This is a genomic window from Bacillus sp. FSL K6-0042, from assembly GCF_038006685.1.
GTDB classification, from domain to species: domain Bacteria; phylum Bacillota; class Bacilli; order Bacillales; family Bacillaceae_G; genus Bacillus_A; species Bacillus_A pseudomycoides.
This window is the reverse complement of sequence record NZ_JBBOVS010000001.1, coordinates 4,475,705-4,500,612: the sequence shown is the minus strand read 5'-3', so window position 1 is coordinate 4,500,612 and position 24,908 is coordinate 4,475,705. Positions and strand designations below refer to the sequence as shown.

27 protein-coding genes and 1 other annotated feature are annotated in these 24,908 nt (G+C 37.3%); of the genes, 6 read left to right on the top strand and 21 right to left on the bottom strand.

Annotated elements, in window-relative coordinates; translation table 11 throughout:
• Positions 1-5: 5 nt before the first annotated feature.
• Positions 6-467, top strand: a complete 462-nt coding sequence (gene ribH, locus MHH45_RS23200) for a 6,7-dimethyl-8-ribityllumazine synthase (RefSeq protein WP_016116200.1) — start codon at positions 6-8, stop codon at positions 465-467.
• 32 nt (positions 468-499) lie between these two features.
• Here ribH and MHH45_RS23195 read toward each other — a convergent pair whose 3' ends face one another.
• From MHH45_RS23195 to MHH45_RS23160, 8 genes are all read right to left on the bottom strand, one after another.
• Positions 500-820 carry a hypothetical protein gene (locus MHH45_RS23195; protein WP_016116201.1) on the bottom strand — a complete coding sequence of 107 codons (321 nt, stop codon included), beginning with the start codon at positions 818-820 and terminating at the stop codon, positions 500-502.
• A 297-nt stretch (positions 821-1,117) separates the two neighbouring features.
• A complete protein-coding gene (gene bioB / locus MHH45_RS23190; protein ID WP_016116202.1) occupies positions 1,118-2,116 on the bottom strand; it encodes a biotin synthase BioB in 999 nt (332 codons plus the stop codon).
• Positions 2,070-2,930, bottom strand: a complete 861-nt coding sequence (gene bioC, locus MHH45_RS23185) for a malonyl-ACP O-methyltransferase BioC (RefSeq protein WP_016116203.1) — start codon at positions 2,928-2,930, stop codon at positions 2,070-2,072. The genes bioB and bioC overlap by 47 nt, the downstream gene beginning before the upstream one ends.
• Positions 2,896-3,636 (bottom strand): alpha/beta fold hydrolase, encoded by a 741-nt coding sequence (locus MHH45_RS23180; protein ID WP_016116204.1) that lies wholly within the window; start codon positions 3,634-3,636, stop codon positions 2,896-2,898. The genes bioC and MHH45_RS23180 overlap by 35 nt, the downstream gene beginning before the upstream one ends.
• The gene (gene bioF, locus MHH45_RS23175) at positions 3,633-4,820 is read right to left on the bottom strand and encodes an 8-amino-7-oxononanoate synthase (RefSeq protein ID WP_016116205.1); all 1,188 of its coding nucleotides are present in this window, start codon (positions 4,818-4,820) and stop codon (positions 3,633-3,635) included. The genes MHH45_RS23180 and bioF overlap by 4 nt, the downstream gene beginning before the upstream one ends.
• On the bottom strand, positions 4,786-5,514 hold the full coding sequence (gene bioD / locus MHH45_RS23170; protein WP_088093655.1) for a dethiobiotin synthase: 729 nt from the start codon (positions 5,512-5,514) through the stop codon (positions 4,786-4,788). Before bioD ends, bioF begins: the two co-directional genes overlap by 35 nt.
• On the bottom strand, positions 5,514-6,911 hold the full coding sequence (bioA, locus tag MHH45_RS23165; protein WP_098116723.1) for an adenosylmethionine--8-amino-7-oxononanoate transaminase: 1,398 nt from the start codon (positions 6,909-6,911) through the stop codon (positions 5,514-5,516). Before bioA ends, bioD begins: the two co-directional genes overlap by 1 nt.
• A gap of 113 nt (positions 6,912-7,024) precedes the next feature.
• Positions 7,025-7,381 carry a hypothetical protein gene (locus MHH45_RS23160; RefSeq protein ID WP_016116208.1) on the bottom strand — a complete coding sequence of 119 codons (357 nt, stop codon included), beginning with the start codon at positions 7,379-7,381 and terminating at the stop codon, positions 7,025-7,027.
• Between the two features lie 144 nt (positions 7,382-7,525).
• Positions 7,526-7,747: a binding site (T-box leader), on the top strand.
• 257 nt (positions 7,748-8,004) lie between these two features.
• Here MHH45_RS23160 and nhaC point away from each other — a divergent pair.
• The gene (gene nhaC, locus MHH45_RS23155; RefSeq protein ID WP_016116209.1) at positions 8,005-9,378 is read left to right on the top strand and encodes a Na+/H+ antiporter NhaC; all 1,374 of its coding nucleotides are present in this window, start codon (positions 8,005-8,007) and stop codon (positions 9,376-9,378) included.
• Positions 9,379-9,449: 71 nt separating this feature from the next.
• Here nhaC and cpdB read toward each other — a convergent pair whose 3' ends face one another.
• Positions 9,450-11,738 carry a bifunctional 2',3'-cyclic-nucleotide 2'-phosphodiesterase/3'-nucleotidase gene (cpdB, locus tag MHH45_RS23150; RefSeq protein ID WP_088093656.1) on the bottom strand — a complete coding sequence of 763 codons (2,289 nt, stop codon included), beginning with the start codon at positions 11,736-11,738 and terminating at the stop codon, positions 9,450-9,452.
• A 296-nt stretch (positions 11,739-12,034) separates the two neighbouring features.
• On the opposite strand from cpdB, the gene MHH45_RS23145 reads away from it, so the two are divergent.
• Positions 12,035-12,805, top strand: coding sequence for a GDSL-type esterase/lipase family protein (locus tag MHH45_RS23145; protein ID WP_016116211.1), 771 nt, complete (start codon positions 12,035-12,037; stop codon positions 12,803-12,805).
• Between the two features lie 72 nt (positions 12,806-12,877).
• A complete protein-coding gene (locus MHH45_RS23140) occupies positions 12,878-13,324 on the top strand; it encodes a MarR family winged helix-turn-helix transcriptional regulator (protein ID WP_016116212.1) in 447 nt (148 codons plus the stop codon).
• 23 nt (positions 13,325-13,347) lie between these two features.
• Here MHH45_RS23140 and MHH45_RS23135 read toward each other — a convergent pair whose 3' ends face one another.
• The 7 genes from MHH45_RS23135 to argC all read right to left on the bottom strand — a co-directional run bounded on the left by MHH45_RS23135 (position 13,348) and on the right by argC (position 19,468).
• The gene (locus MHH45_RS23135) at positions 13,348-13,521 is read right to left on the bottom strand and encodes a hypothetical protein (protein ID WP_016116213.1); all 174 of its coding nucleotides are present in this window, start codon (positions 13,519-13,521) and stop codon (positions 13,348-13,350) included.
• A gap of 55 nt (positions 13,522-13,576) precedes the next feature.
• Complete coding sequence (locus MHH45_RS23130) at positions 13,577-14,128, bottom strand: DUF2062 domain-containing protein (RefSeq protein WP_003200118.1); 552 nt, start codon at positions 14,126-14,128, stop codon at positions 13,577-13,579.
• A gap of 167 nt (positions 14,129-14,295) precedes the next feature.
• Positions 14,296-15,246, bottom strand: coding sequence for an ornithine carbamoyltransferase (gene argF, locus MHH45_RS23125; RefSeq protein ID WP_003208404.1), 951 nt, complete (start codon positions 15,244-15,246; stop codon positions 14,296-14,298).
• Between the two features lie 12 nt (positions 15,247-15,258).
• Complete coding sequence (locus MHH45_RS23120) at positions 15,259-16,419, bottom strand: acetylornithine transaminase (protein WP_033671447.1); 1,161 nt, start codon at positions 16,417-16,419, stop codon at positions 15,259-15,261.
• Positions 16,416-17,183 (bottom strand): acetylglutamate kinase, encoded by a 768-nt coding sequence (argB, locus tag MHH45_RS23115; protein ID WP_016116216.1) that lies wholly within the window; start codon positions 17,181-17,183, stop codon positions 16,416-16,418. The genes MHH45_RS23120 and argB overlap by 4 nt, the downstream gene beginning before the upstream one ends.
• Before the next feature lie 11 nt (positions 17,184-17,194).
• Positions 17,195-18,418: a bifunctional glutamate N-acetyltransferase/amino-acid acetyltransferase ArgJ gene (gene argJ / locus MHH45_RS23110; RefSeq protein ID WP_016116217.1), complete on the bottom strand. Its 1,224-nt coding sequence runs from the start codon at positions 18,416-18,418 to the stop codon at positions 17,195-17,197.
• Between the two features lie 12 nt (positions 18,419-18,430).
• Positions 18,431-19,468: an N-acetyl-gamma-glutamyl-phosphate reductase gene (argC, locus tag MHH45_RS23105; protein WP_016116218.1), complete on the bottom strand. Its 1,038-nt coding sequence runs from the start codon at positions 19,466-19,468 to the stop codon at positions 18,431-18,433.
• A gap of 225 nt (positions 19,469-19,693) precedes the next feature.
• Here argC and MHH45_RS23100 point away from each other — a divergent pair, with 225 nt between their 5' ends.
• Positions 19,694-19,879, top strand: a complete 186-nt coding sequence (locus MHH45_RS23100) for a YqzH family protein (RefSeq protein WP_016116219.1) — start codon at positions 19,694-19,696, stop codon at positions 19,877-19,879.
• 29 nt (positions 19,880-19,908) lie between these two features.
• Here MHH45_RS23100 and MHH45_RS23095 read toward each other — a convergent pair whose 3' ends face one another.
• A complete protein-coding gene (locus tag MHH45_RS23095; RefSeq protein ID WP_016116220.1) occupies positions 19,909-20,703 on the bottom strand; it encodes an SDR family NAD(P)-dependent oxidoreductase in 795 nt (264 codons plus the stop codon).
• A gap of 9 nt (positions 20,704-20,712) precedes the next feature.
• Complete coding sequence (locus MHH45_RS23090; RefSeq protein WP_016116221.1) at positions 20,713-21,666, bottom strand: MBL fold metallo-hydrolase; 954 nt, start codon at positions 21,664-21,666, stop codon at positions 20,713-20,715.
• Positions 21,667-21,832: 166 nt separating this feature from the next.
• On the opposite strand from MHH45_RS23090, the gene proI reads away from it, so the two are divergent.
• Positions 21,833-22,672 (top strand): pyrroline-5-carboxylate reductase ProI, encoded by an 840-nt coding sequence (gene proI / locus MHH45_RS23085; protein WP_016116222.1) that lies wholly within the window; start codon positions 21,833-21,835, stop codon positions 22,670-22,672.
• Between the two features lie 57 nt (positions 22,673-22,729).
• Here proI and sdaAA read toward each other — a convergent pair whose 3' ends face one another.
• The 3 genes from sdaAA to MHH45_RS23070 are packed head-to-tail and all read right to left on the bottom strand — an operon-like array spanning position 22,730 to position 24,763.
• Positions 22,730-23,608, bottom strand: coding sequence for an L-serine ammonia-lyase, iron-sulfur-dependent, subunit alpha (gene sdaAA, locus MHH45_RS23080; RefSeq protein WP_016116223.1), 879 nt, complete (start codon positions 23,606-23,608; stop codon positions 22,730-22,732).
• A gap of 18 nt (positions 23,609-23,626) precedes the next feature.
• Entirely contained in the window at positions 23,627-24,286 is a 660-nt protein-coding gene (sdaAB, locus tag MHH45_RS23075; protein WP_016116224.1) for an L-serine ammonia-lyase, iron-sulfur-dependent subunit beta, read from the bottom strand.
• A gap of 48 nt (positions 24,287-24,334) precedes the next feature.
• Positions 24,335-24,763, bottom strand: coding sequence for a PTS sugar transporter subunit IIC (locus tag MHH45_RS23070; protein ID WP_016116225.1), 429 nt, complete (start codon positions 24,761-24,763; stop codon positions 24,335-24,337).
• Between the last annotated feature and the right edge of the window lie 145 nt (positions 24,764-24,908).

Below are 24,908 nucleotides of genomic sequence, written 5' to 3'. Positions count from 1 at the left end.
ATATTATGGTATTCGAAGGTCATTTAGTTGGTACAGGATTAAAAGTAGGGATTGTTGTTGGACGTTTCAATGAATTTATTACGAGCAAACTACTAGGCGGTGCACTAGACGGTTTAAAACGACATGGTGTACAAGAAAATGATATTGATGTTGCATGGGTTCCAGGCGCATTTGAAATCCCATTAATTGCAAAGAAAATGGCAAACAGCGGCAAATACGATGCTGTCATTACACTAGGTACAGTCATTCGCGGTGCTACAACTCATTATGATTATGTTTGTAATGAAGTTGCAAAAGGTGTTGCCTCTTTATCATTACAAACAGACATTCCAGTTATTTTCGGCGTATTAACGACTGAAACAATTGAACAAGCAATTGAACGTGCTGGCACAAAAGCTGGCAACAAAGGATATGAATCCGCAGTTGCTGCTATTGAAATGGCTCATTTATCAAAACAATGGGCATAAAAAAAGAGGCTTTCGCCTCTTTTTTCTTCTATTTATTTTTCCACTTTTTTCCGCACATCTTTTATCAATTCAGCCATCGTTTTTCCTTCTGTCTTAATACGAAGATTTTGAGCTGTTTTCCAGACATTTTCTCGCTTCTTTTCTTCCTCTACAATATGTAGCTCTTTTCTTACTTCTTTTAGATCTTTCCCTTCAGTTTCAATACCAAAATGCTCAGCTTTTGTTCGAAAATGCTGTTCGATTCTTTGCTGCATTTCTTTCTGTTCCGGATTTCCAGCTGCCTTAACAGGGTCAGTACTTATTGCCTTTAATAAAATAAGAAAAGTCATAATAGCTAATATATATTTGTGCATGTGAAATCCTCCAACCCGAGATAAATTACACCTTTACTATGTACAATTACAGGATGGAAAATTCGTCCACACAATTAATTTTTTTCACTAAAATCCGCTTATCCGAAGGCTTGAAGGTACTTTATTACATTTTATTTACAATAAAATTTCACGAAAGACTACATTCATAAAGCTACAATCAATTTTTATCCATCGCTTAATTAAGTAACATCGTTCAAAACTTGCATGAAAAAATGGCTGTTTTGTATAAACTTTATTCGATTATTCTAATCTACAAAGGAGCTTTCCCCCTCATTTTCACAGCGCACATTCCTCAATCTCAAACCCTAAATCTTCAATCATATTCCAATCTGCTGTTGGCTCTTGCCCCTCTGTTGTTAAATAATCACCAACAAAGATTGAATTCGCTGCGAATAAGCCAAGCGGCTGCACAGAGCGCAAATTAATTTCGCGGCCACCGGAAATTCGAATTTCTTTTGATGGATTGACAAATCGCATCATCGCTAGTACTTTTAAACATTCTACTGGTGTTAATTCTTTCTGTCCTTCAAGCGGTGTTCCTTTTACAGCAACAAGGAAGTTACATGGAATAGAATCCGCATCTATACGGTGTAATTCAAGCGCAATTTCAACGCGCTGCTCTTTCGTTTCCCCCATTCCAAAAATCGCACCAGAACATGGGGAAATACCCACTTGCTTTGCTTTTTCTACTGTATCTACACGATCATCATACGTATGTGTTGAGCAAATGCTATCATAATTGTTTGCATGTGTATTTAAGTTATGGTTATAACGGTGAACACCTGCTTCTGCTAAGCGTCCTGCTTGATCCTCATTTAAAAAACCTAAGCAGCAGCAAATTTTTAAATCCGTTGTTTCACGGATTTCTTTCACTGCACCGATAACATGATTTACTTCTTTATCAGTTGGACGACGACCAGATGCAACAATACAGTATGTACCCGCTTTACGGCGAATTGCTTCGTGTGCACCTTCAATAATTTTTTCCTGTGTTAACCATGCATACTTATCGATTGGTGCCTCTGAAACGATAGACTGTGAGCAATACCCACAATCTTCTGGGCATAATCCAGATTTCGTATTAATAATCATATTTAATTTTACTTTTTTACCAAAATGATGATGACGTATGATATAAGCTGCATTCATAATGTCTAATACTTCTGTATCATCTGCTTCTAAAATAGCTATCGCTTCTTCTTTCGTTATACTTCTGCCCTCTACTACTTCAGATGCAATTTGCTTCCAATCTACTTTTGTTTGTACTTGTTTCATTTCTTCTCTTCCCCTCTTTTTCAATATACGCAAATAAAGCATGGTACGTTGCTACAATTTCCCCTTCTTCCGTGAAATCTTTTTCGTATATGCGGAGCATAGTTCGAAAGATAGAAGGGCTTTGACAGTAAGATTCCGCATTGCTATTCGTCGCGCCTACTTTCCGAATCGATTGCAGAAACTCACGAACTGCAGCAAACTTCTCTATGTAACATGTTTCAGAAACATGTACATCTCCTGTTACACTTTCACATACATCTTGCAGCTGTTCTCTCGTTAAAAAATATTGTCCAACAGATGCATCATTTTGCATATTCCTTTCTTCTTTAGCACTTTGAAATGCCGTATGAAGTTCTTGAAATGTTTGCTCTCCAAATGTTGAAAATAACAACAAGCCATCCTCAAATAAATGATGATGATATAAACGTTTCACCGTTGTTTGCAAATCGTTTAGCCATTGAAATGTTGCACTTGAAATAATGACATCAAATGACTCACTTAATGTAAGATATTCAATATCTTCACACCGAAATGTCACAGATTCCACGTGATTTCTCGTTTTCGCAACAGCAATCATACTTTCAGCAAAATCAATTGCAGTAATTGCTGCATTTGGAAAGGAAACAGCTAATTGCTCAGTCAAATAGCCTGTGCCACATCCGAGTTCTAAAATACGGATGGACGACATCTTGTGATAGTGTCTTTTCATTATAGAAAGTAATTGTTGCGCCATCTTTTTTTGTACACTTGCATATTGATCATAGGATACAGCTGCCCCATTAAATCGTTTTTGTAATAACGTTTTGTTGATCATTTTGTATCACCTCTACAAACTGGATGATTTCATTTGCGCAATATTCGGAATCTGTTACACAAAGTGCATGCCCAGCTCCATTTATTACTTTAAGCGCCCCATTCGTATTTTCTTGTATATAGCGAGCAGCAGATAGTGGACATATCGCATCCTGTTCTCCATGAAGAAGCAATACCGGCATCTTTACATACTTTAACTGACTTCTCATATCCATCTCTATTAAATAATCAAGTCCCAGCTGTAAAGATTCAATGGAATCACCTTGAAAACGCTCTGCAATGTCTTCAAATTGTTCACTATCTTTTATCTCTTGTTTTGTAAACATACTTTTATAGAAACGCTCCAATGTGTCGTCCTTTCGCTTCACTAAACTTCTTTTCATCCGCTCTACAAAAGGAAGTTTCCATCCACTCTCGTAATTTTCATCCACTGTAAATTTTGCTGTACCACCTATTAAAATCAACCCTTTTACCCGCACTCTATCACATGCTCGAAGGGCAGCTAATGCACCAAGTGACCATCCAATCAAAATCACATCCTGCCCTCTTGCAGCTTCTGCTACTCGTTCTGCAAACTCACTAAGTTCTTTTACACCACGCCATTCAACATGCCAGACAGAATATTCCTGAAAATATGGAAGTAATGGATCCCATACTTGTTTTTCCATCCCCCATCCAGGAATGAAAATAAGCTCGGGCTGTTTCATCTCATTCCCCCCTCTTCTTTACCAATTCGAATGATTTGCTCAATAGCCCATTGTAAGTCAGCTTTTGTATGTTCAGATGTAACTGCGAATCGAATTCGCGAACTATTATATGGAACAGTTGGTGGCCTGATAGCAATTGCAGCAATTCCTGCCTCCTGCAGTTTTTCACTAAAATGTAGCGTAGCTTCATTCGACGCCACAATAATTGGTACTATATGTGTTGAACTATCACCAATATTGAAACCAACTTCTTCTAAAGCATTGCGGAAATAAGCTCCATTTTCTAAGAGCCGCTGCCGTCTTCCCTCATCTTTCTTCACAATTTCAATTGCACATTTCATTGCGCCAAGTGTCCCTGGCGGTAATGCTGTTGTAAAAATGAAACTCCTCATCGTATTTTTCATATAATCAATGCAAGGTGCATCGCCCGCTAAATAAGCACCATAACATCCTAGCGCTTTACTAAACGTTCCCATATGAATGTCGATTCCTTCAGAAAGTCCCTGCTCTACATGCGCTAAACCAGCACCATGCCTTCCATATATTCCACCTGCATGTGCTTCATCCACCATCAATAACGCTCCGTATTTTTCTTTCAGCATAATCAACTCTTTTAGATGAGCAACATCTCCATCCATGCTGAAAACCGTGTCTGTTACGATTAACTTTCGCTTTGCGACAGGTGTCATTTGTAATAATTTTTCCAGATGTTCCAAATTATTATGTCGATATCTTTTATGTTCTGCACCGCTAAGCATAATCCCATCAACAATGCTGGCATGATTTAACTTATCGCTAAAAACAATGTCGTGACGCCCAACTAAAGAAGAGATTGCCCCGACATTTGCTGAATATCCACTGTTCACAATGATTGCTTTTTCAGTTTCTTTCCAATCACAAACACTCTGTTCGACCTCTTCATATAGTGCATAATTTCCTACAACAAGTCGTGATGCTGTCGCTCCTACTCCATATTCCTTTGTCGCTACAATAGACGCTTCTTTTAATCGTCTATCTCCCGCCAAGCCTAGATAGTTATTCGAAGCTAAATTCAACATACGTTTTCCATTCCTAATAAGCCATGGTTCTTCAGCTTGCTCAGTCATAACTACATGTCGATATTGTGATTTCTCTTTCAAACGATTTAAACTAGAGTGAAAGTGTAGATTCCACGTTTGATCCATGTTTGACGAACTCCTCTAAATTTGAAATCGTAATATTCTCTTCTGCTGCTCTCAATAATTCTTCACGCGTAAACCCTTCTTGAAGCTCTGGTAGTAAACCCAAAACCGGAATACCACTTAACTCCTCAATCATTTCTTTATTCTCTTGCACACGTTCCTTCTCACAATCCTTACAGCCGGATAAAATAACACCCGCAACTGTTAAACCATGGGCTTTCGCATACGAAATCGTTAAAACGGTATGATTCACAGTACCTAACGCCGGACGCGCGACAATAATAAGTGGTAGTTTTAATTCCTTTGCAAAATCAACCACTAACGCATCTTCCGTATACGGAACAGCAAGACCACCTGCACCTTCTACAAACAAACTATCAAACTCTGTCATTAACTCATTATAATGAGCGGTAATTTGTGCTAGTGTCACATTTCTTCCTGCCCGCTGCATTGCCAGTCTTGGCGCAAGAGGTTCTTCAATAGAATAAGGACAAATTCTATTCGTCTCTGTTATTACTCCTGATGCAACTTTCAATCTAGCTGCATCACCTTCTGGGTTCGAATCGATATGACCACTTTGCAATGGTTTATATACCCCTATGTTATATCCACGATTTCTAAGCACTCCTGCTAATGCACCTGTAACAACTGTTTTTCCAACTTCCGTATCCGTTGCAGTTATAAAAAAGCCGCTCATTATTCTCCCTCCGTAACATCTGCAATTGCTTGATATAAGATGTTCAGCATTTCATCAATCTCATCTATCTGAGATGCTAACGGTGGCATAAATACAATAGTGTTACCAAGTGGGCGTAAAATCATTCCTAGTTCTCTTGATCGCTTACACACTTCCACGCCTACTCGCTCCGTCCACTCAAACGGCTCTTTCGTTTCTTTATTTTTTACAAGTTCAATTCCTACCATCAATCCACACTGACGAATATCTCCAACACGTTTGTATTCATAAAGTGCTTCCAATTGTTTCCCTACATATTCTGCTTTGTATGCAACATCTTTTACTAGATTTGTTTTTTCATAAAGTTCTAAATTAGCAATTGCAACTGCGCAACCTAATGGATTGCCGGTATAACTATGACCATGGAAAAATGTTTTCTGCTCTTCATAGCTACCTAAAAAAGCATCATAAATTTCATCTGTTGTCACAGTAATAGCCAACGGTAAATACCCACCGGTTAAGCCTTTTCCAGCTGTTAAAATATCCGGTGTAACATTTTCATGTTCACAAGCAAACATTTTTCCAGTACGACCAAACCCCGTCGCCACCTCATCTGTAATAAATAAAACATTATATGTTGTACAAAGATCTCGAAGACCTTTTAAATATCCTTTCGGCATTGTAATCATACCGCCTGCACCTTGCATTAACGGCTCTACAATAATCGCTGCAACCTCATCATGTTTTTCTTTTAACAACTCTTCCATTTCTTCCAAATGTTTTTGAACAATTTGTTCTTTGTCATCCCCATAAGGAGAACGATATGTATATGGATATGGCATTTTTATCGCGTCAAATAAGAGCGAACTGTACACTTGGTGAAACAAGTCAATTGCTCCTACTGAAACAGCTCCAATTGTATCTCCGTGATACGCTTCTTTTAATGTAATAAACTTTTGTTTTTTAGATTTTCCTTTATGCTGCCAATATTGAAAAGCCATCTTAATTGCAATTTCAACAGCTGTAGAACCAGAATCTGAATAGAATACTTTTTTCAAACCTTCCGGAACAACTTCAATGATCTTTTCTGCAAGTAAAATCGATGGCACATTGGCAAGTCCTAGCATAGTAGAATGCGCGACTTTATTTAATTGTTCACGAATTGCATTATCTAATTCAGGAACATGATGCCCATGAACATTAAGCCAAATGGATGAAACGCCATCCCAATAACCATTTCCATTTACGTCATATAATTTACGGCCTTCTCCTCGCTCAATAATAACTGGATCTTCCGCTAAATAGTCCTTCATTTGCGTAAATGGATGCCATACGTATGCTTTATTTTTCTCAGCCAACTCTTCATATGTATAGGTTGTTCTTTTACTTGTATTGCTACTAACAGTCACAATTGTCACCCCTAATGTTAACTTTTATATAAATATAGTTAACATTAAAATTAAAATACTGTCAATTATTTTAAAAGGTAAATGTTCTTAAAAAAGAACGACTTATCATAAGATAAGTCGTTTTATTTTCCATGCTGAATCTTTCCGATTTCCAAAATAATCTCTTCGTCTTTTTTCCCATCAGTATCAATTCCAAGTTGTTTTGCATGTTCTATAAGCAGCTCATGACGCTTTTCAAACCTTGCTGTATTTAACTCTTTTTGAATTTCTTTTTCTGTTTTTCCTTCAAGAGAAACACCTAATTTAGCAGCTGTTTTCTCTCTATTCTTTTCTTCTTTGACTTTCTCTAATTCCTTTGTTTCTACTTTTTGCTCAACCTTTAATTTCGGTTGATCTGGTGATGCCGCAAATACTGTATAAATTCCAGCACCTCCACCAAGAACAAGTAAGGTTGTCAAAAGAAATAATTTTTTCTTCATTCATTCCCCTCCTTTCTATTTTCATTATAACGCACAAATAAGAACTTAAAAAAACATTCTCTCGTTATTTTCTTGAAAAAAATAATAAATATATGTATTGACATATTAGATAAATATATGATAAAAATTTAACTAACATCATATGAATCGGCGATGATAGGATTTAGTAGTATTTCGTTTCCTGATTTCAGAGAGCTGGTGGTCGGTGCGAACCAGTACAGAGCGAATTATGAATTACCCCCTGGAGCTTCTTTTACGAAACGTTTGGAGTAGTGAAAGACGGTTATGGACCGTTATTTCTACAGAGTGGTGAAATGAAACTGTTTCACAATTTAGGGTGGTACCGCGATTTTTTTCGTCCCTGCATATACTGCAGGGGCGTTTTTTATTTTCTGTTGGTGCATATTATACGACCCTTTATTTTGTGCTACGTTCATTTCACAAGCTAGGGTGGTACCGCGATTCTTTTCGTCCCTGCATATTTATATGCAGGGACGTTTTTTTATGATGCTAAACAATTACCGGTAATTTGTCGCAAAATTCTAAATTTTAGAAGGGAATATACAATATTGGCGAATTTTATATAAAAAAGAACTATTTTAGATTATTAGGAGGGGCAAACAATGGTTTCAAAAATCGAATCTATTCTTTTAACATTTTTCATCTTTTTCTGTATTGGCTTTAGCGTTATTCAATTAGGAACATCACCACACATTCCAATTTTATTTGGCATTATTGTATTATTAGCATTTGGCTTTATTAAAAAAATCTCTTGGTCTACTATGGAAAAAGGAATGATAAGTAGTATTTCAGCTGGTATTCCATCCATTTTCATTTTCTTACTTGTCGGTGTATTAATTAGCGTTTGGATCGCTGCTGGGACAATTCCAACATTAATGGTATACGGATTCGGGCTTGTATCACCAAAGATTTTCATCCCGACAGTCTTTGTTGTTTGTGCAATTGTCGGAACAAGTATCGGCAGCGCCTTTACAACAGCAGCAACAGTAGGGCTTGCCTTTATGGGAATGGGAACTGCTCTTGGATACGATCCAGCACTTATTGCCGGTGCAATTGTTTCTGGAGCTTTCTTTGGAGATAAGATGTCTCCTTTATCTGATACAACAAACTTAGCTCCTGCTGTAACAGGGGTGGATCTATTTGAACATATTCGTAACATGCTTTGGACAACAATTCCTGCTTTCATTATTGCCTTTATTGCTTTCTTCATTTTAGGAAGCGGGTCTTCAGGAGATGTTGATTTCTCTACTTTTACAAATGCATTAGAAAAGAATACAATCATTTCAATTGTCACACTTATTCCAATTCTATTACTATTCTTATGCGCATTTAAAAAAGTACCAGCTGTTCCAACTTTACTTGCTGGAATTGTAGCTGGAATTATCATCCTCTTTATTTTCAAGCCAAGTACATCACTTACTGATTTAATGAAAATTATGCAAGATGGCTATGTTGCTAAGACGGGTATAAAAGATATTGATAGCTTATTATCACGCGGCGGATTACAAAGTATGCTTATGTCAATTGCACTTATTTTTCTTGCTCTTTCTATGGGTGGGTTACTACAAGGAATGGGCATTATTACTCAGCTTATGAACATTATTGCTAATTTTGTTAAGACAAGTACACGTTTAATTATTTCTACTGCTTCAACAGCAATTGGCGTTAACTTCTTGCTTGGTGAGCAATACTTATCTATCGTTTTAACAGGACAAGCATTTGCTAAAAAATACGATGAAGTCGGTTTAAAGCGTCGTAACTTATCACGAGTATTAGAGGATGCGGGCACAGTTATTAACCCTCTTGTTCCGTGGGGTGTAAGTGGTGTCTTCTTAGCAAATGTACTAAGTGTTCCAACATTTGATTACGTTCCATACTCAATCTTCTGCTTAGCTTGTCCGATTGTTACAATCATCGTTGGATTTACAGGATTTGGTCTTTCCTGGCAGAAAGAAAAGCCTGTTACAGTTTCTTAAATGAAGTATAAAGAAAAAGGGGTTACCGCTATCAGTAACCCCCTTTTTTCTTTATTCCTCTATTTGTGATATTACCTGTTTACTTTTTTTCGTCTAAATAACATAAACACGCCTGCTCCAACAAACGCAAGTCCCGCTCCAATTGTAGAGAAGGCACTCGCTCCCGTTTTTGGTAAATCACGATCTACTTCGTTTGTTTCTTTATCTTCACTTACATTTGTAGGTTCTTTCGTATCTTTATTTCCATTGTCAGGATTTGTTTGGGGATCTCCATTGTTTTCTCCGCCTGGTGTTGTTGGGTTACCACCGTTGTTCTCCTCACCTGGTGTTGGCGGTGTGGTTGGTTTGTCTCCATCATTCCCTTCACCTGTCGTTGGTGGCGTGGTTGGTTTGTCTCCATCGTTCTTTTTCGTTAAATCAATTGCATATTTCGCAAACTCATTTTCAGATGGACCAACATAAGAGATTTTCCCATCCTTTGTAATGTACTTTTGCGCATTTGGTGAAGAGTCAAATGTAGTATTTAATTTTTCAGCAACAATTGACTTAAATGTCCAGTTTTGATCTGCTGCCGGGTTAATAACTGGTGTTTCTTTCATATATTTCGTAATGATTTGACGCGTTTCATCTTGAGATTGATATACAACTTCACCTTTACTTACACCAGGGAATGTTTGACTGCTGCCACGATAGTTATTTGTAGCAACAATAAACTCTTGATTATCAGCTATCGGTTTCCCATCATATGATACGTTCACAATACGATTCGCATTTGGATTTACTACTTTTCCATCTTTATCATATTTTGCTGGTTGTGTCACATCAATTTCGTATTTTACGCCATCTAAAATATCAAAGTTATATGTAGGGTAGTTTACATTTACTAACGACTGTTCTTCTGCTTTAGCTGGATCAATTTGATTGAACTGACCTGCAGACATTTCAAGCCATTCTTTTACTTGTGCACCATTTACTTTTACAGCATATAGAGTATTTGGATATACATATAAATCAGCAACGTTTTTAATCGCTAAAGTCCCTGCTGGAATATCAGTATAATAAGTTGCACCATTTCGGCCGCCTGCTTTAAAAGGTGCACCTGCTGATAAGACTGGGATTCCTTTATATTTCTTGTACTGTCCATTTTCTGCAAATAGCTTTTCTACATACCATTTTTGGGCATTCGTAACAAGCTGTACAGATGGATCATCTTGTACAAGTGAAAAATAACTATTAATTGGTGCTGTTGTTTCCCCTACAGGTGTATTTACGTATTTTATCGTTGCTTCATGATCACCTTTTATTTCATCAACTAGTCTTTTATCAGATTCTACTAATGCATTTCCTTTACTATCAGAAATCGGACGAACACTTGGAACCGATTTATCTTTTTGTACTTCCCACTTGCCATTTACCTTTTTCAGTTCCATATCAATAATACCGAGATTACTTCCGAAAACACCTGGCATCACAACTGGAACACCATTAAAATTGTCCGTTATTACCGTATGTGAGTGTCCCATTAACACTGCATCGACACCAGGAACTTCTGTTGCTAAATAATAGGATGCATTCTCATTCTTCATACCAGGTTTATAATCACTTTTATCGACACCAGAGTGAGCTAATGCAACAATAATATCTGCACCTTCTGCTTTCATCTGCGGTACCATTTTTTTCGCTGTTTGTACAATGTCTTCTGCTTTTACTTTTCCTTCTAAATTCGCTTTATCCCAGCCCATAACTTGTGGTGGTACAAAGCCCATTACACCAATTTTCACTGTTTGTGTTTTGCCAGATTCATCTGTTACTTCTTTTTCAAAAACATGATATGGTTTAAAAGCGTGTTTATCGTTCTCTGGATTATCATCATGATCGTCTATATACACATTTGAGTTAATAACTGGGAACTGCGTTTTACTAGTCGCCTTCTTTAAGTAATCCAAGCCATAGTTAAACTCATGGTTTCCAAGAGAAATGACGTCATACTTCATTAAATTCATTAAACGATATAACGGGTGGACATAGTTTCCATCCAATCCTTTTTGCGCCACATAATCCCCAAGCGGCGTCCCTTGTAGAGCATCCCCATCATCAAATAGTACAGAGTTTTTCGCTTTTGCACGTTCCTCATTTACAAGAGTCGCAGTTTGAACTAAACCAACTTTATTATCTGTTTTCGTTTGATAATAGTCGTAGTTCATTAAGTTAACATGAATATCCGAAGTTTCCAATATTCGTAAATTAACTGTGCTTTCTCCTGCTTGTTCCTCTGCATGAGCAATAGTTGGCATTACTTGTGGTGCGATAACACCTAATGCAAGCGTCGCTCCTGCTAGCGCTTTCTTTGATTTCTTCACAAAAAATCCCCCTTATTAAATTGTCCCTAAAAAAACAATAAAATGAGTTTTTCATCAAACTCTAATAAGGTATTCTCTCTACCTTTATTCTCTTCTTTCCTCATATTAGAGTGACGTATATTCATTTATCTGACATTATCATATCTAACTTACTTTCATATCGTCAATATTTTTTGACATACTTCTACAAATTTTCTGTAAAGCTATTGTAAAATTTCCATAAAGATATAATAAGCCCTTCCATTGCTTATACCGTTGAATATGATACAATTACCAATTACAAGGAGGATGAATTTATGAAAAAAGTCATCTTAATTATTGTTTGTCTCCTCCTTCTAATCATTTCTTATTCGCATTTTGAAAAGAACGATGAGACAACAAAACAAAAAGAAAAATCAGTATCATCTACTTCTCATTGGATTGATAAACAAACAAATGACTCTTTTTATCATCTTGTGTTAGGAGATTCGCTTGCAAAGGGATATGGCTCGACACAAGGAGGGTTTGCCGAATTAGCTTCCAAGCAAATAGAGGAACAAATTCACAAACCGATTAGAGTAGAAAACCTTGGAGTGAACGGACTTACAACAGATCGTCTCGTTCAAAAAATTCAGGCAGAAGAAGTGCAGCAAAAAATTAAAGAAGCAAATATAATTACCATTAATATTGGAGGAAATAATTTATTCCGTTTAAATCGTGATGTAGGTGTTATAGATGGTATTAAAATGTTAAATAAAGAAAAAACTCATTTTGAAGAAGACGTAAAAAACATTGTAAAGACAGTTCGGACTCTCAACCCAAATGCTTTACTCATTCTATCTGAGCTCTATAACCCTCTACAACTCGATGATTCAATTGCTTCTTATGCAGATATGTTTTTAGATGGCTGGAATGATGCGGTTTACTCAATTTCAAAAGCGAATCAACCGTCCATTGTTTTACCAATTCGAAAATTAATACCAAATGATAAAAAAGAATTACTGTACGATCAAGTACATCCAAATGATAAAGGTTATGAAATTATTGCCAACGCGTTTACTAAACAAGTTCTATCCTACAAATATTAAAACAAAAACGAACAATTCTATTTTTATACGGTACCTTTTTTTGTTACAATGATAATGGAAGGGGGCCTTTATATGGAATCACGCGAATGGGAACGTATTGTTGATCATCTTCTTTCGTTAGTGCCTCTTTTTTATCGCAAATTTATGCTTCCTGGAGAGTTTTCTTCACAAAGGCACATGCCACCGTCACATACACAGGTGTTACTGCTATTGCATGAACGTGGCACATTAGCAGTGTCAGAAATCGGAAAGCGATTAGCGATTTCAAGGCCCAACATGACACCTCTATTAAATAAATTGATTCAAGAAGAACTTATAGAGCGTCATTACAGCGAAAAAGATCGACGAGTCATTTTAATTTCTCTAACACTAGAAGGGAAATCGTTAGTAAATCAATATCAACAATTCATTTTAGACAAACTAAAAGAAAACTTTCAAACATTATCGGAAAGCGATCGTGAACAACTCATTCACTCGCTTCAAACGATTCAAAATTTAATTTTGAAAACAAACGTATAAAGCTGCTTCCAAAGGAAGCAGCTTTATGATTCATAATAGTTTCCATAATATACATTTGAATACGGCCATGTTGTTAAGTATGGTTTTTGCTCCGGAGAAGGCTGCGCTTGCTGATATGCTTCAAACTGTTGCCTTGTATAAGGAACAGGATAATAATGCACATATGAGTATGCTTGAGGTACATAGTAATAATACATTCATTCTCCCTCCTTTTTTAAGCATATTCAAGGCGGAAAATGAATGTGACATTCTTTATATTTGTACAAGTGGTTCTCTCGCGCGTTTTTTTCTTTTTTTCAAACGTAACTTACGGTTCTTTTCATATAAATAATGCACAACAAAATAAGATATTACTCCAAATACAACCCCGAAAATTGTCATCCCAATTAATACATATACTTCACTCTGTAATAAGCTCTTTAACATAATAAAAATATTACTCGAGAAAAGATCAGATATTGTATATGGTTTATGCTGAATTACCTTTATTTCAAATGGATATAAAGTTTTCCCTAATGCATATGCAAACGGAAACAAAATTACCGGAAGAAATGATATTTTTCCGATAATATTACCAATAACCGCTGCTGGAAAGGATCCCTTTGCTAAGCGTACAATTGGATAAAAAATAAGATAAACAAGTGACGCTGTATAAATCACCAACATTTCTAAAGCAAATCCAATCGCAAATCCACGTGACACTTTCTTCGCTCCTTCTGGCGAACGGAGCAACTTATAATAATGAAATTTCAGCACTCTCCAAATACGTTGAAAAAATGAATATGTTTTTTTACCTGTTTGCACAATTATCATCTCTTTAATAGTTTTTTCTCTTCGTAGTATGAACTTAATACTACGACACAAACAACCCTATTTAACTTCACTTATACTAACTTCATCTTATTATAAATGATACAAAGAACATTCACCAAATATACATCAGACATTTCGTAACAAAAAAACCTTCCCGATTAGGAAGGTTTTTTGATGTTTTGAAGCAGACTTACCAATAATGCTTTTTGAGCGTGCAATCGATTCCCTGCTTGCTCAAAGACAACAGAATGCGATCCATCTATAATTTCTCCTGTTACTTCCTCTTCACGATGAGCGGGTAAACAATGTAAGAAGCGATACGTTGCTTTCGCATGCTGAACAAGTTTTTCGTTCACTTGAAACGGTTGAAATAATTGGTATTTCCCTTCCGTATCTTCTTGCCCCATGCTCATCCAAACATCGGTATAGATAAAGTCAGCACCTTTCACTGCCAACTCCGGATCATTCAAAACTTCAATATTTGCTCCCGTCTCATTTGCAATTTCTAGCGCACGCTTTACAATTTGTTCATTCGGTTCATACCCTGGGGGAGTCGCCACTGTCATATGCATACCGACTTTTGCACTTGCTAGCAGTAAAGAGTGACATACATTATTTCCATCCCCTAGGTAAGCAAGTTTAATCCCTTTAAATGTATGAACTTCTTCATAAATTGTCATCAAATCAGCTAATGCCTGACACGGATGATGATCATCTGTCAATCCATTAATAACAGGAATACTTGCTTCTTTCGCAAGCTCCTCTACATCTGCGTGCGAGAATGTACGAATCATAATTCCATCAATATAATGAGATAATACTTTTGCTGTGTCTGAAACACTTTCTCCTCTGCCAAGTTGCATTTCTTTTCCACTTAGAAACATTCCATGTCCACCGAGTTGTACCATTCCTGCTTCGAAAGAAACACGCGTACGAGTTGAATGTTTATCAAAAATTAACCCTAATATTTTCCCTTCTAATAAAGGTTCATGCTTCTCTTTTTTTAAATACATTGCAAATTCAATTAGCGCAATTATCTCCTCTTGCGTCAGTTCTTCTAATGTTAAAAGATCTTTCGTTTGTAATTTCGGTACTTGTATAGTTGACATAGAATTTCCCCCTTATAATATTGGTGATTTTTGTGTACAAATCACTCTTTTTATCATATTTACTGCTTCGTCTATTTCTTCATTCGTTACAATGAGTGGTGGTAAAAGTCGCAAAACATTCGTTCCAGCTTGCAATACAAGAAGCCCCTCTTTTTCTAACTGTTCTATAATGAATGTGACGTCACACTTACAAACGACTCCAATCATAAGTCCTCTCCCTCGAATATCAGTAATCCATTGAACATCAAGTAATTCTTTCTTTAATTTTTGCAGGAAGTATTCTCCCTTTTCTTTTACTTCTTGTAAAAATGAAGGTTGTTTTATAATTTGTAGTACTTCTTTTGCTGCTGTCATTGCAATGTAATTTCCGCCAAATGTTGAACCATGAGTCCCCGCTGAAAAAGCAGTCATAAGCTCTTTCTTTCCAAGCATTGCCCCAACCGGGATCCCATTTCCAAGCGCCTTTGCCGCTGTAACGATATCTGGGGATGTTCCGGTCTGTTCATAAGCAAACAACGTTCCCGTTCTTCCCATACCTGTTTGCACCTCGTCGATTATATAAAGAGCACCATATTGTCTACATAACTTCTCAATCTCTTGCAAAAAGGAAATATCAGCAGGTAAGACGCCACCCTCACCTTGAACAACTTCCACCATAACTGCAGCTACTTCTTCATTCATTGTCTCCCTGAGCGCGGCTATATCATTAAAGAGAATATGTGAAAAAGATGGAAGAAGTGGACCAAATCCCTTTTTTACTTTCTCTTGCCCCGTTGCGCTCATCGTTCCAAATGTTCTTCCATGGAAAGATTGCTGGAATGTTAAAACAAGAGATTTCCCCGTATGCTTCCGCGCTAATTTAAGCGCTGCTTCATTGGCTTCTGCCCCGCTATTACAAAAAAACACGTAATCTAACTCACGCCCCTCTGTTAGCAATTCAGCTACCTTTTCTTGTACCTTGTGCGAAAAAAGATTTGATATATGCCAAATTTCCTGTAATTGCTTTTTTACTGCTTCTACAAGTACAGGATGACAATGTCCTAAATTACATACAGCAATTCCAGAAGTAAAATCTAAATACTTTTCCCCACTTTCATCTATCACTTTTGTTCCGGTTCCTTGAACAATTTCAACACTGCGTCTCCCATATGTCGGAAATATATGACTACTCATACGATATTCACCCCTTTTGTTACCGTCGTTCCAACCCACTCCCCTGATGTTCCTACAAAATGTTTTGTACCATTTACAATGCTGACATGCTCGACTCCCATCTGTATTGAGGTGAGAGCAGCCTGTACTTTCGGAATCATCCCCCCTGTAATAACTTCTTTTTCTATCAGACGTAGGATCTCAGCTTCATCCGCTTTCGTTAACAACTTCCCTTCGAACAATATCCCATCTACATCCGTAATAAAAATAAGTTCTTTCGCCCCCAGCGTAGCTGCAATTCCAGCTGCGGCTGTATCTGCATTTATGTTATAAACCTGGTTTCCTCTTACCCCAATTGGAGCAATAACCGGAATATAATTCAAATCTAGTAACCCTTTTAATAGTGAAGCCTCTACACCACTAACTTCACCAACATATCCAATATCCTCATCAAGAGGCTGAACTTGAAGTAATTTCCCATCACAACCAGAGATTCCGATTGCATGCAAGCCATGCTTTTGAAAATTCATCACCATTTTTTTATTCGTGCTTCCGCATAAAACCATTTGAACAACATTCATCACTTCTTTTGTTGTCACACGTAACCCATTCTTCTTTTCAATTGGAATATTAAATCGCTTTAGCTTTGCATCAATTTCTGGTCCACCGCCATGAACAACAATAACTTGATATTTTTTCTTCAGCTGCTCTATACATTCAAAAAACACATGGTCTAAACGTTCTAGCATACTCCCACCGCATTTTACTACGATATACTCGCTCATCTTCTCTCTCCTTACGTACGATAACAAGCATTTATTTTCACATAGTCATAGCTTAAGTCGCAGCCCCAAGCTCTTCCTTTCTCCCCTCCAAGGTGCAAATGAGCATCAATAACAATTTCAGATTCCTTTAATTTTTGTTTCATTTCCTCTTGAGAAAAAGCTTGTAGCTCGCTGCTTTGTAAAACAGAAATAGACTGAACAGCAATATCAACAGCGATAGGATCAATAACAACTCCACTTTGACCAATCGCACTAATAATGCGGCCCCAATTTGCATCTTCACCATACATTGCAGTTTTCACAAGACTTGAGCCAACAATTTGTTTCGCAATCTTATTCCCTTCTTCTACTGTTCGTGCTCCGTATACATTTACTTCAACTAACTTAGTAGCACCTTCACCATCTTTAGCAATTTGCTTCGCTAAGTCCTCACATACCTTTTGCAAAGCAAACATAAACTTCTCCCACTCCGTATGATTCGTATGAATAGCAGTTGTTCCTGATAACCCACTTGCCATTACAACGACCATATCATTTGTAGATGTATCACCGTCCACAGTAATTTGATTAAATGTATGATTCGTAACTTGTGATAATGCTAGCTGGAGTGCTTCTTGTTCTATATTTACATCTGTTGTAATAAAGCTAAGCATCGTTGCCATATTCGGATGAATCATACCAGAACCTTTTGCTGCCCCTGCAATCATCACTTCTTTTCCTTCAATCATAAACTGATAGCATGATTGCTTTATAACAAGATCCGTTGTTAATATCGCTTCATAAAAGGAAGCTGCCTTCTCTTTTTCTTTCGATGGTACGAGATAGGAAATACCAGTACGAATTGCTTCCATTGGTAAAGAAACTCCAATGACACCTGTTGAAGCAACTGCCACATGATTTTCTTTTACCTGGAATTGTTTCGCAGCCAACGTTTTCATTTCATACGCATCTTGTAACCCCTGTACACCTGTACATGCATTTGCATTTCCGCTATTTACAACAATTGCTTGTAGCTTTCCTTCCACAGCTATACTTTCTTTTGTAACTTGTACTGGCGCAGCTTGAAATTGATTTGTTGTATAAACAGCTCCGCAATTAGCAGGAACATCACAAACAATTGCTCCCATATCTTTTTTCCCTTTTTTCAACCCAACCTGGGTACCAATCGCTGCAAAACCTTGTGGCGTTACAATTGATCCACTTGCAACTTTTATAATAGAATCTGTTCCAATCATCATTCTTCCCCCTTATGGATAGAGCGGCATATATTGTAATCCCGCCGTTTCCTCCAGACCTGCTAATAAGTTTGCATTTTGAATTGCTTGCCCAGCTGCTCCTTTCATCATATTGTCGATAACGGAAACAACTGTAATACGTCCTGTTCGTTCATCATAAGCCGCTCCAATGTCACAATAATTTGAACCCCTTACTTCTTTTGGACTTGGAAACTCTCCTTTAGAACGGATACGAACAAAAGGAGCATGACAATACGTTTCTTCATATAACTTCTCTAATATCTGTGCATGGATATCTCGTTTTGCTTTTGCATAGAGAGTAACCATAATCCCTCTCGATATCGGAATTAAATGTGTACTAAATGTAATTGGTTTCGCCTGTTTATTCCACTCACCAAGCATTTGTTCAATCTCTGGAACATGCTGGTGCTCATTCACTTTATAAATATGGAAATTATCATACAGCTCTGGAAAATGAGTCATTGTTGTCGGTGTTTTTCCCGCTCCTGACACCCCTGATTTCGCATCGATAATAAGTGAGTCTTCCTCTATCATCCCGCCCCGCATTAATGGCGCAGCTGCTAGTAGTGCCGCTGTTGCAAAACATCCTGGATTTGCAACCAATTCCGTTTCCTTAATAGCCAACTTTTTCCATTCACTTAATCCATACACTGCCTTTTGAAGAATTTCTTCCTTTGCAGCGGGCCTTTTATACCATGTTTCATATGTACAAGGATTCAACATACGAAAATCACCTGATAAATCAATAACTTTTAAACCAGACGCTAGCAAGCGTGGCGTTATATGTGCCGAAACCCCTGCCGGTGTCGCTAAAAATACAATACTAGCCTCCTTCGCTATTACATCCACGTCGATTTCTTGTAACGTATGGACAATAAAATTTTGTAAGTGCGGATATACATTTGTTATTCGTTCCCCTACTTGTGAAAAAGAATGGACAGATGTAATCGAAAAATATGGATGATGATGTAACAACCTTATTAACTCAATTCCTCCATATCCAGTTGCTCCAATAATCGCGACTTTCATATGCTCCTCCTTATATCGATTCTTTAAATTAAATATGATTATAATATTGTATATTTATAGAGTCAATTAAATATTTATTAATTTTAAAACTTTTAAAAACGTAATTTTTCTAGAAAAACAATAATTATAAATGAATTTTTATACACCTTTGATGTGTGCTAGTATTTTTTCTATACTTCAAGTACAATAAAAACAATACATTTATACATGCAAGCGAGGAAAAACATGAATGAAAAATTAATTGAAAAGATGTTGATAAAAAGTTTTCGGCAATATCAATGTAAACCTATTTCAAAAGAGGATCAGGAAACTTTAATTCAAAGTGTCCAAACAACCATTGGTTCGGAACCTGATATCGATGTATATGAAGCAATTGAGGATATTGTTTATGAATATATTACGGGAAAATAAAAAACAGGAGATTTCCAAATGGAAATCTCCTATTTTTTACTTAATGATTTACCTGCTATACGTTCAAAAAAACCTGGAAATAACGCAAAAAATTTTGGTCCAACACTCATCCATTTTGGCAAATTCACTTCACGCTTTTTCGTTTGCATCGCTTTTACAATTTGCTCTGCTACGTATGTTGGCTTTAACATGTAACGTCCCATATTTTTTACATATGTACCTGATTGATCAGCAATATCAAAAAAGTTTGTGTCAATTGGCCCTGGATTAATCGCTGTTACATGAATATTTGTATTTGAGAGCTCCATGCGTAAGCTATTCGTAAATCCTAATACTGCATGTTTGCTTGCTGCATACGCACTAGATTTTGGCGTTGCAATTTTCCCTGCTAACGAAGCAATATTAATGATTTGTCCACTATTTCTCTCTAACATATGAGGTAATACCGCTTTCGTACAAGCTACTAATCCAAATACATTGACCTGAAACATATCTTTCACTTCAGTCATGGACGCTTCTTCAAACGTTTTGAAAATACCAAAACCAGCATTGTTTACCAATATATCAATCTGCCCTGCATCCTTTAATATTCTTGCAAAAACAGTATCAATCTCTACTTCTTCACTTACATCTAATACGTAATAATAGCAAGGCGTATTGTAAGTCGCTTTAATCTTTCCAGCTAATACTCGTAGTTTTTCTTCTGTCCGCGCTATTAATACAGGAATCGCGCCCTCTGCTGCAACTTGCATCGCAACTTGTTCTCCAATTCCACTAGAAGCTCCTGTAATGACGATTACTTTTTCTTGTAAACGTCCCGTCATCGCTGTCACCTACTTTGCATAATAAATCAATTGTGGCGACGATTCATCAATCATCACTTGTTGATTATATGCTAAAAAGTCCAATTGTCCAACTGTTTCCGAAATCGTAAGTGGCAATTGCTCTTTATATAATACAGGGAATAATTTCACACATACTTCGAAGGCTGTCATCGGTTTTTCTTTTAATAATTCTAACACTTTGAAAGCACGTGTTTCTTGTTTTTGCAACCTTCCCTCTATCAGCTCTTTCACATTCACAATGTCTTCTCCATGACCTGATAAAATGCGTGAAATCTTCATGTTACTTAAACGTTTTAATGTTTGATTATATTGTAGTAAAGGTCGCGCTCGCTCTGTCTGTCCTTCATATGGCGGTTCTAGTATCGGATTGGAGGAAATATGACTGATTAAAGCATCCCCACCAATTAATAGTCCATCACGCTCCCTGTATAACGAAATATGAGTCGAAGCATGCCCTGGTGTTTCAATAACTGTAAACTCAGGTAACGCTTCAATACTGTCTCCCTCTCGTACAGTATGTGTTAACGATCTATTACAAGAATATTTAAGTGTTTTCGTCGTAAGTAATGCTTCATCCTTCAAAAATGCTTCTGGAACTCCGAACTGTAATGCGGCTTCTTTAAAAAATTGTTGATAACGTTTCAAAAATTGAGAATCCTGCGTAATCCACGGCTCATTCCAAGGATGGCCTACAATATTTGTCTTCTCAGAAAATGTATTTAAAAGCCCACAATGATCAGCATGATGATGTGTAATCACTACTGTTTCAATGTCTTCTATCCTATATCCTAAAGTCCTTAATTGTTTTTCTAATGCTGCCCTGGCCTCTTTTGTATTTGTCCCTGTATCAATTAATGTTAATGATTCTCCCTTTACTAAAAAAACATTAACTGTCTCAACTGCAAATGGAACAGGAATCTCCATTCGATGAATTGTTACCATGTTTATGCCCCCCGTCTCTCTCCGGTTCAAAAATGAATCCCTCTTCAGTTTACAACTTCTTTAAAAATTTGTCATTATTTTCAGATAAAAAGAAGGTGTTTTCTATAATAAAACGAATGTATGTAAATTTATAAGTTTTTCTTACAAAAATTAAGGAGGCTTCATCATGTCTATTCAAAATATTTCCTTTCTAGGTGCCGGATCTATAGCTGAAGCAATCATCGCCGGTTTATTAGATGCGAAGGTTGTAACGGGTAAACAAATTACAGTAAGTAACCGCTCAAATGAAACAAGATTACAGGAATTACATACAAAATACGGTGTCAAAGGAACACATAACAAAGAAGAACTACTTGCTCATGCAGATATTATTTTCCTTGCAATGAAGCCAAAAGACGTCGCAGAAGCACTTCAACCTATAAAAAAATATATAACGAATAATCAACTCGTTATTTCATTATTAGCAGGTGTTTCTACAAGTTCTATTACAAGCCTGCTTCAAAAAAATGTTCCGATTATCCGAGCAATGCCAAATACATCAGCCGCTATTTTAAAATCAGCCACAGCTATTTCTCCATCCTTGCATGCAACAGAGCAGCACATTTACATTGCTAAATCTTTATTTGAAACAATTGGCCTTGTTTCAGTGGTGGAAGAAGAACATATGCATGCTGTTACTGCACTATCTGGGAGTGGCCCTGCGTACGTGTATTACGTAGTTGAAGCAATGGAAGAAGCCGCAAAACAGATCGGCTTAGAAGAGTCTGTGGCTAAATCACTTATTTTGCAAACAATGATTGGTGCCGCTGAAATGCTTAAGGCTAATACTAAGCACCCTTCTATCTTACGAAAAGAAATCACCTCTCCTGGTGGAACGACAGAAGCTGGGATCGAGGTTCTTCAAAGTTTTAATTTTCAACAAGCACTCGTCGCATGTATTACACAAGCTACAAAACGATCACATGAACTTGGAAAAACATTAGAACAATTAACAAACGAAAAATAATAAACGGAGCTCAGAAAATAGATCTGAGCTCCGTTCTTTTATCACGATTGTCTTCTCTTATTTGCTACTCTTTCCAAAAATCTCTTCTTGAAGGCGACGCCCTGTTGGTGTTGCTGCTAGTCCACCTTCAGCTGTCTCACGAAGTGCAACTGGCATTGTTTGCCCAATTCTAAACATCGCTTCAATAACTTCATCGCATGGAATTGTGCTTGTTACACCAGCTAGTGATAAATCCGCTGCAATCATAGCATTTGAAGCACCTGCTGCATTACGTTTTACACAAGGTACTTCTACAAGTCCAGCAACTGGATCACATACTAACCCTAGCATATTTTTTAAAGCAATCGCCATCGCTGTAGCTGCTTGCTCTTGTGTTCCTCCAGCCATTTCAACAGCTGCCGCTGCTGCCATTCCACTTGCTGAACCAACCTCAGCTTGACAACCTCCAGCTGCACCTGAAATGCAAGCATTATTGGCAACAACCATCCCAAATGCTCCTGCTGTAAATAAAAATTCAATCATTTCTTCACGTGTTGGCTGTAATTTTTCTTTGAGCGCAAATAGTACGCCTGGTACAGTCCCAGCTGATCCAGCTGTTGGTGTTGCACAAATGATTCCCATTGCTGCATTTACTTCGTTTGTTGCAACCGCTTTGCTCACTGCATCCAACATCGTATGCCCAGATAAACCTTTTCCGCTCTTCATATACTCTTGTACTTTCACCGCATCTCCGCCAGTTAAACCAGTCGGTGATTTCACACCTTTAATACCACGCTCTACCGCTTGTTCCATCACGACTAAGTTTTTCTCCATGCCTGCAAGTACTTCTTCACGAGAGATACTTCTTGTCTTCATTTCACATTGAATCATTATTTCTGCAATTTTTACATTCTGTTCTTTAGCTTGCGCCACTAGTTCCGCTGCGTTCCGAAACATGGTGTGTCCCCCCTGCAATTAATCCATAATAGTTACTTGACAAATATTAGATTGTCCTTTAATTTCTTCGATAACTTCATCTGCCAACAATTCATCTGTTTCAATGACCATAAGCGCTCTTCTTCCTTTTTCCTTACGTGAAACACTCATCGTACTAATATTAATTTCATGTTTGGCAAGTATAGAAGCTACAGATGCAATCGCTCCAAAGCGATCATTATTTACAATAAGAAGTGCCGGACTTGTTCCTGATAGTTGTAAATCAAACCCATTTAATTCCACCACTTCAATCTTTCCACCACCAATTGAACAAGCGACCACTTCAATCTCCTCTTCTCCTTTATACAAACGAATTCTCGCTGTATTCGGATGTGGTGCATTCGCTTCTTCTTCAATAAAGTCCACTTCAATCCCACGCTCTTTTGCAATTTCTAGCGCACTTGGGATACGTGTATCATCTGTTTCAAATCCTAGTATACCACCAATCAATGCTACATCTGTTCCATGACCACGATATGTTTTTGCAAACGAGCCATATAACGAAATCGTAACTCTTTTTGGTTCATGACGGAAAAGTTGACGAGCAACTTGCCCCATTCTTGCTGCACCTGCTGTATGTGAACTGGACGGCCCAATCATAACTGGACCGATAATATCAAATACTGAGCGATATTTCATCATGATTCCCCCTAAATCTTTTATAAAAAATTGCTTACTACTATTCTATTAAGCTGCCGATTCTGTTGCCTTTCCTCCCGTACCACGAATTTGCTCCGCTGTACGAATTGGATAGTTTTTGAATAGAAGTGAGCCAATATATCCTGCAATAATACCAGACACCATAATACATAAGAAACATAGCGTTACTTTCATCGGATCATTAAAACCATACATAACCATAAGTCCGGCAATCGCACCAGCAATAAATCCTGGTAGCAATCCAAATTTTAACACAGAAGCCCCTACAAGCATAGCATAAACAGGTGATACCCCCATTGCTAACGCAACAAGAGTTGCACCAGCTACTCTGCCTAGACTACCTGCTGATTCTCCAACTTCTTTTAAAAACGGTATTCCAATTAAATCCCCACCAACATATAGCTGAAATGCTTCAACTAAGAAACTTGCAACTGCAGCATTTGCTAGAGCTCCCATTGCCTTTATACCATTCGGTGCTTTGAAACTAAAGAGTGAAAAAAGACTGAGTACAAATAATAATAATACGGTTCCCTTAATAATCTCTAGGATGCCCTCTCTCTTTTAGTCAATTTCGTTTCGTTACGAAAAATGGCTAAAATGC

Excerpts from the sequence above, each read along its gene's own strand:
- ribH (WP_016116200.1), top strand. The coding sequence starts at position 6 with ATGGTATTCGAAGGTCATTTAGTTGGTACAGGATTAAAAGTAGGGATT.
- MHH45_RS23195 (WP_016116201.1), bottom strand. The coding sequence starts at position 820 with ATGCACAAATATATATTAGCTATTATGACTTTTCTTATTTTATTAAAG.
- bioB (WP_016116202.1), bottom strand. The coding sequence starts at position 2,116 with ATGAAACAAGTACAAACAAAAGTAGATTGGAAGCAAATTGCATCTGAA.
- bioC (WP_016116203.1), bottom strand. The coding sequence starts at position 2,930 with ATGATCAACAAAACGTTATTACAAAAACGATTTAATGGGGCAGCTGTA.
- MHH45_RS23180 (WP_016116204.1), bottom strand. The coding sequence starts at position 3,636 with ATGAAACAGCCCGAGCTTATTTTCATTCCTGGATGGGGGATGGAAAAA.
- bioF (WP_016116205.1), bottom strand. The coding sequence starts at position 4,820 with ATGGATCAAACGTGGAATCTACACTTTCACTCTAGTTTAAATCGTTTG.
- bioD (WP_088093655.1), bottom strand. The coding sequence starts at position 5,514 with ATGAGCGGCTTTTTTATAACTGCAACGGATACGGAAGTTGGAAAAACA.
- MHH45_RS23160 (WP_016116208.1), bottom strand. The coding sequence starts at position 7,381 with ATGAAGAAAAAATTATTTCTTTTGACAACCTTACTTGTTCTTGGTGGA.
- nhaC (WP_016116209.1), top strand. The coding sequence starts at position 8,005 with ATGGTTTCAAAAATCGAATCTATTCTTTTAACATTTTTCATCTTTTTC.
- MHH45_RS23145 (WP_016116211.1), top strand. The coding sequence starts at position 12,035 with ATGAAAAAAGTCATCTTAATTATTGTTTGTCTCCTCCTTCTAATCATT.
- MHH45_RS23140 (WP_016116212.1), top strand. The coding sequence starts at position 12,878 with ATGGAATCACGCGAATGGGAACGTATTGTTGATCATCTTCTTTCGTTA.
- MHH45_RS23135 (WP_016116213.1), bottom strand. The coding sequence starts at position 13,521 with ATGTATTATTACTATGTACCTCAAGCATACTCATATGTGCATTATTAT.
- argF (WP_003208404.1), bottom strand. The coding sequence starts at position 15,246 with ATGTCAACTATACAAGTACCGAAATTACAAACGAAAGATCTTTTAACA.
- MHH45_RS23120 (WP_033671447.1), bottom strand. The coding sequence starts at position 16,419 with ATGAGTAGTCATATATTTCCGACATATGGGAGACGCAGTGTTGAAATT.
- argB (WP_016116216.1), bottom strand. The coding sequence starts at position 17,183 with ATGAGCGAGTATATCGTAGTAAAATGCGGTGGGAGTATGCTAGAACGT.
- argJ (WP_016116217.1), bottom strand. The coding sequence starts at position 18,418 with ATGATTGGAACAGATTCTATTATAAAAGTTGCAAGTGGATCAATTGTA.
- argC (WP_016116218.1), bottom strand. The coding sequence starts at position 19,468 with ATGAAAGTCGCGATTATTGGAGCAACTGGATATGGAGGAATTGAGTTA.
- MHH45_RS23100 (WP_016116219.1), top strand. The coding sequence starts at position 19,694 with ATGAATGAAAAATTAATTGAAAAGATGTTGATAAAAAGTTTTCGGCAA.
- MHH45_RS23095 (WP_016116220.1), bottom strand. The coding sequence starts at position 20,703 with ATGACGGGACGTTTACAAGAAAAAGTAATCGTCATTACAGGAGCTTCT.
- MHH45_RS23090 (WP_016116221.1), bottom strand. The coding sequence starts at position 21,666 with ATGGTAACAATTCATCGAATGGAGATTCCTGTTCCATTTGCAGTTGAG.
- proI (WP_016116222.1), top strand. The coding sequence starts at position 21,833 with ATGTCTATTCAAAATATTTCCTTTCTAGGTGCCGGATCTATAGCTGAA.
- sdaAA (WP_016116223.1), bottom strand. The coding sequence starts at position 23,608 with ATGTTTCGGAACGCAGCGGAACTAGTGGCGCAAGCTAAAGAACAGAAT.
- sdaAB (WP_016116224.1), bottom strand. The coding sequence starts at position 24,286 with ATGAAATATCGCTCAGTATTTGATATTATCGGTCCAGTTATGATTGGG.
- MHH45_RS23070 (WP_016116225.1), bottom strand. The coding sequence starts at position 24,763 with ATGGGAGCTCTAGCAAATGCTGCAGTTGCAAGTTTCTTAGTTGAAGCA.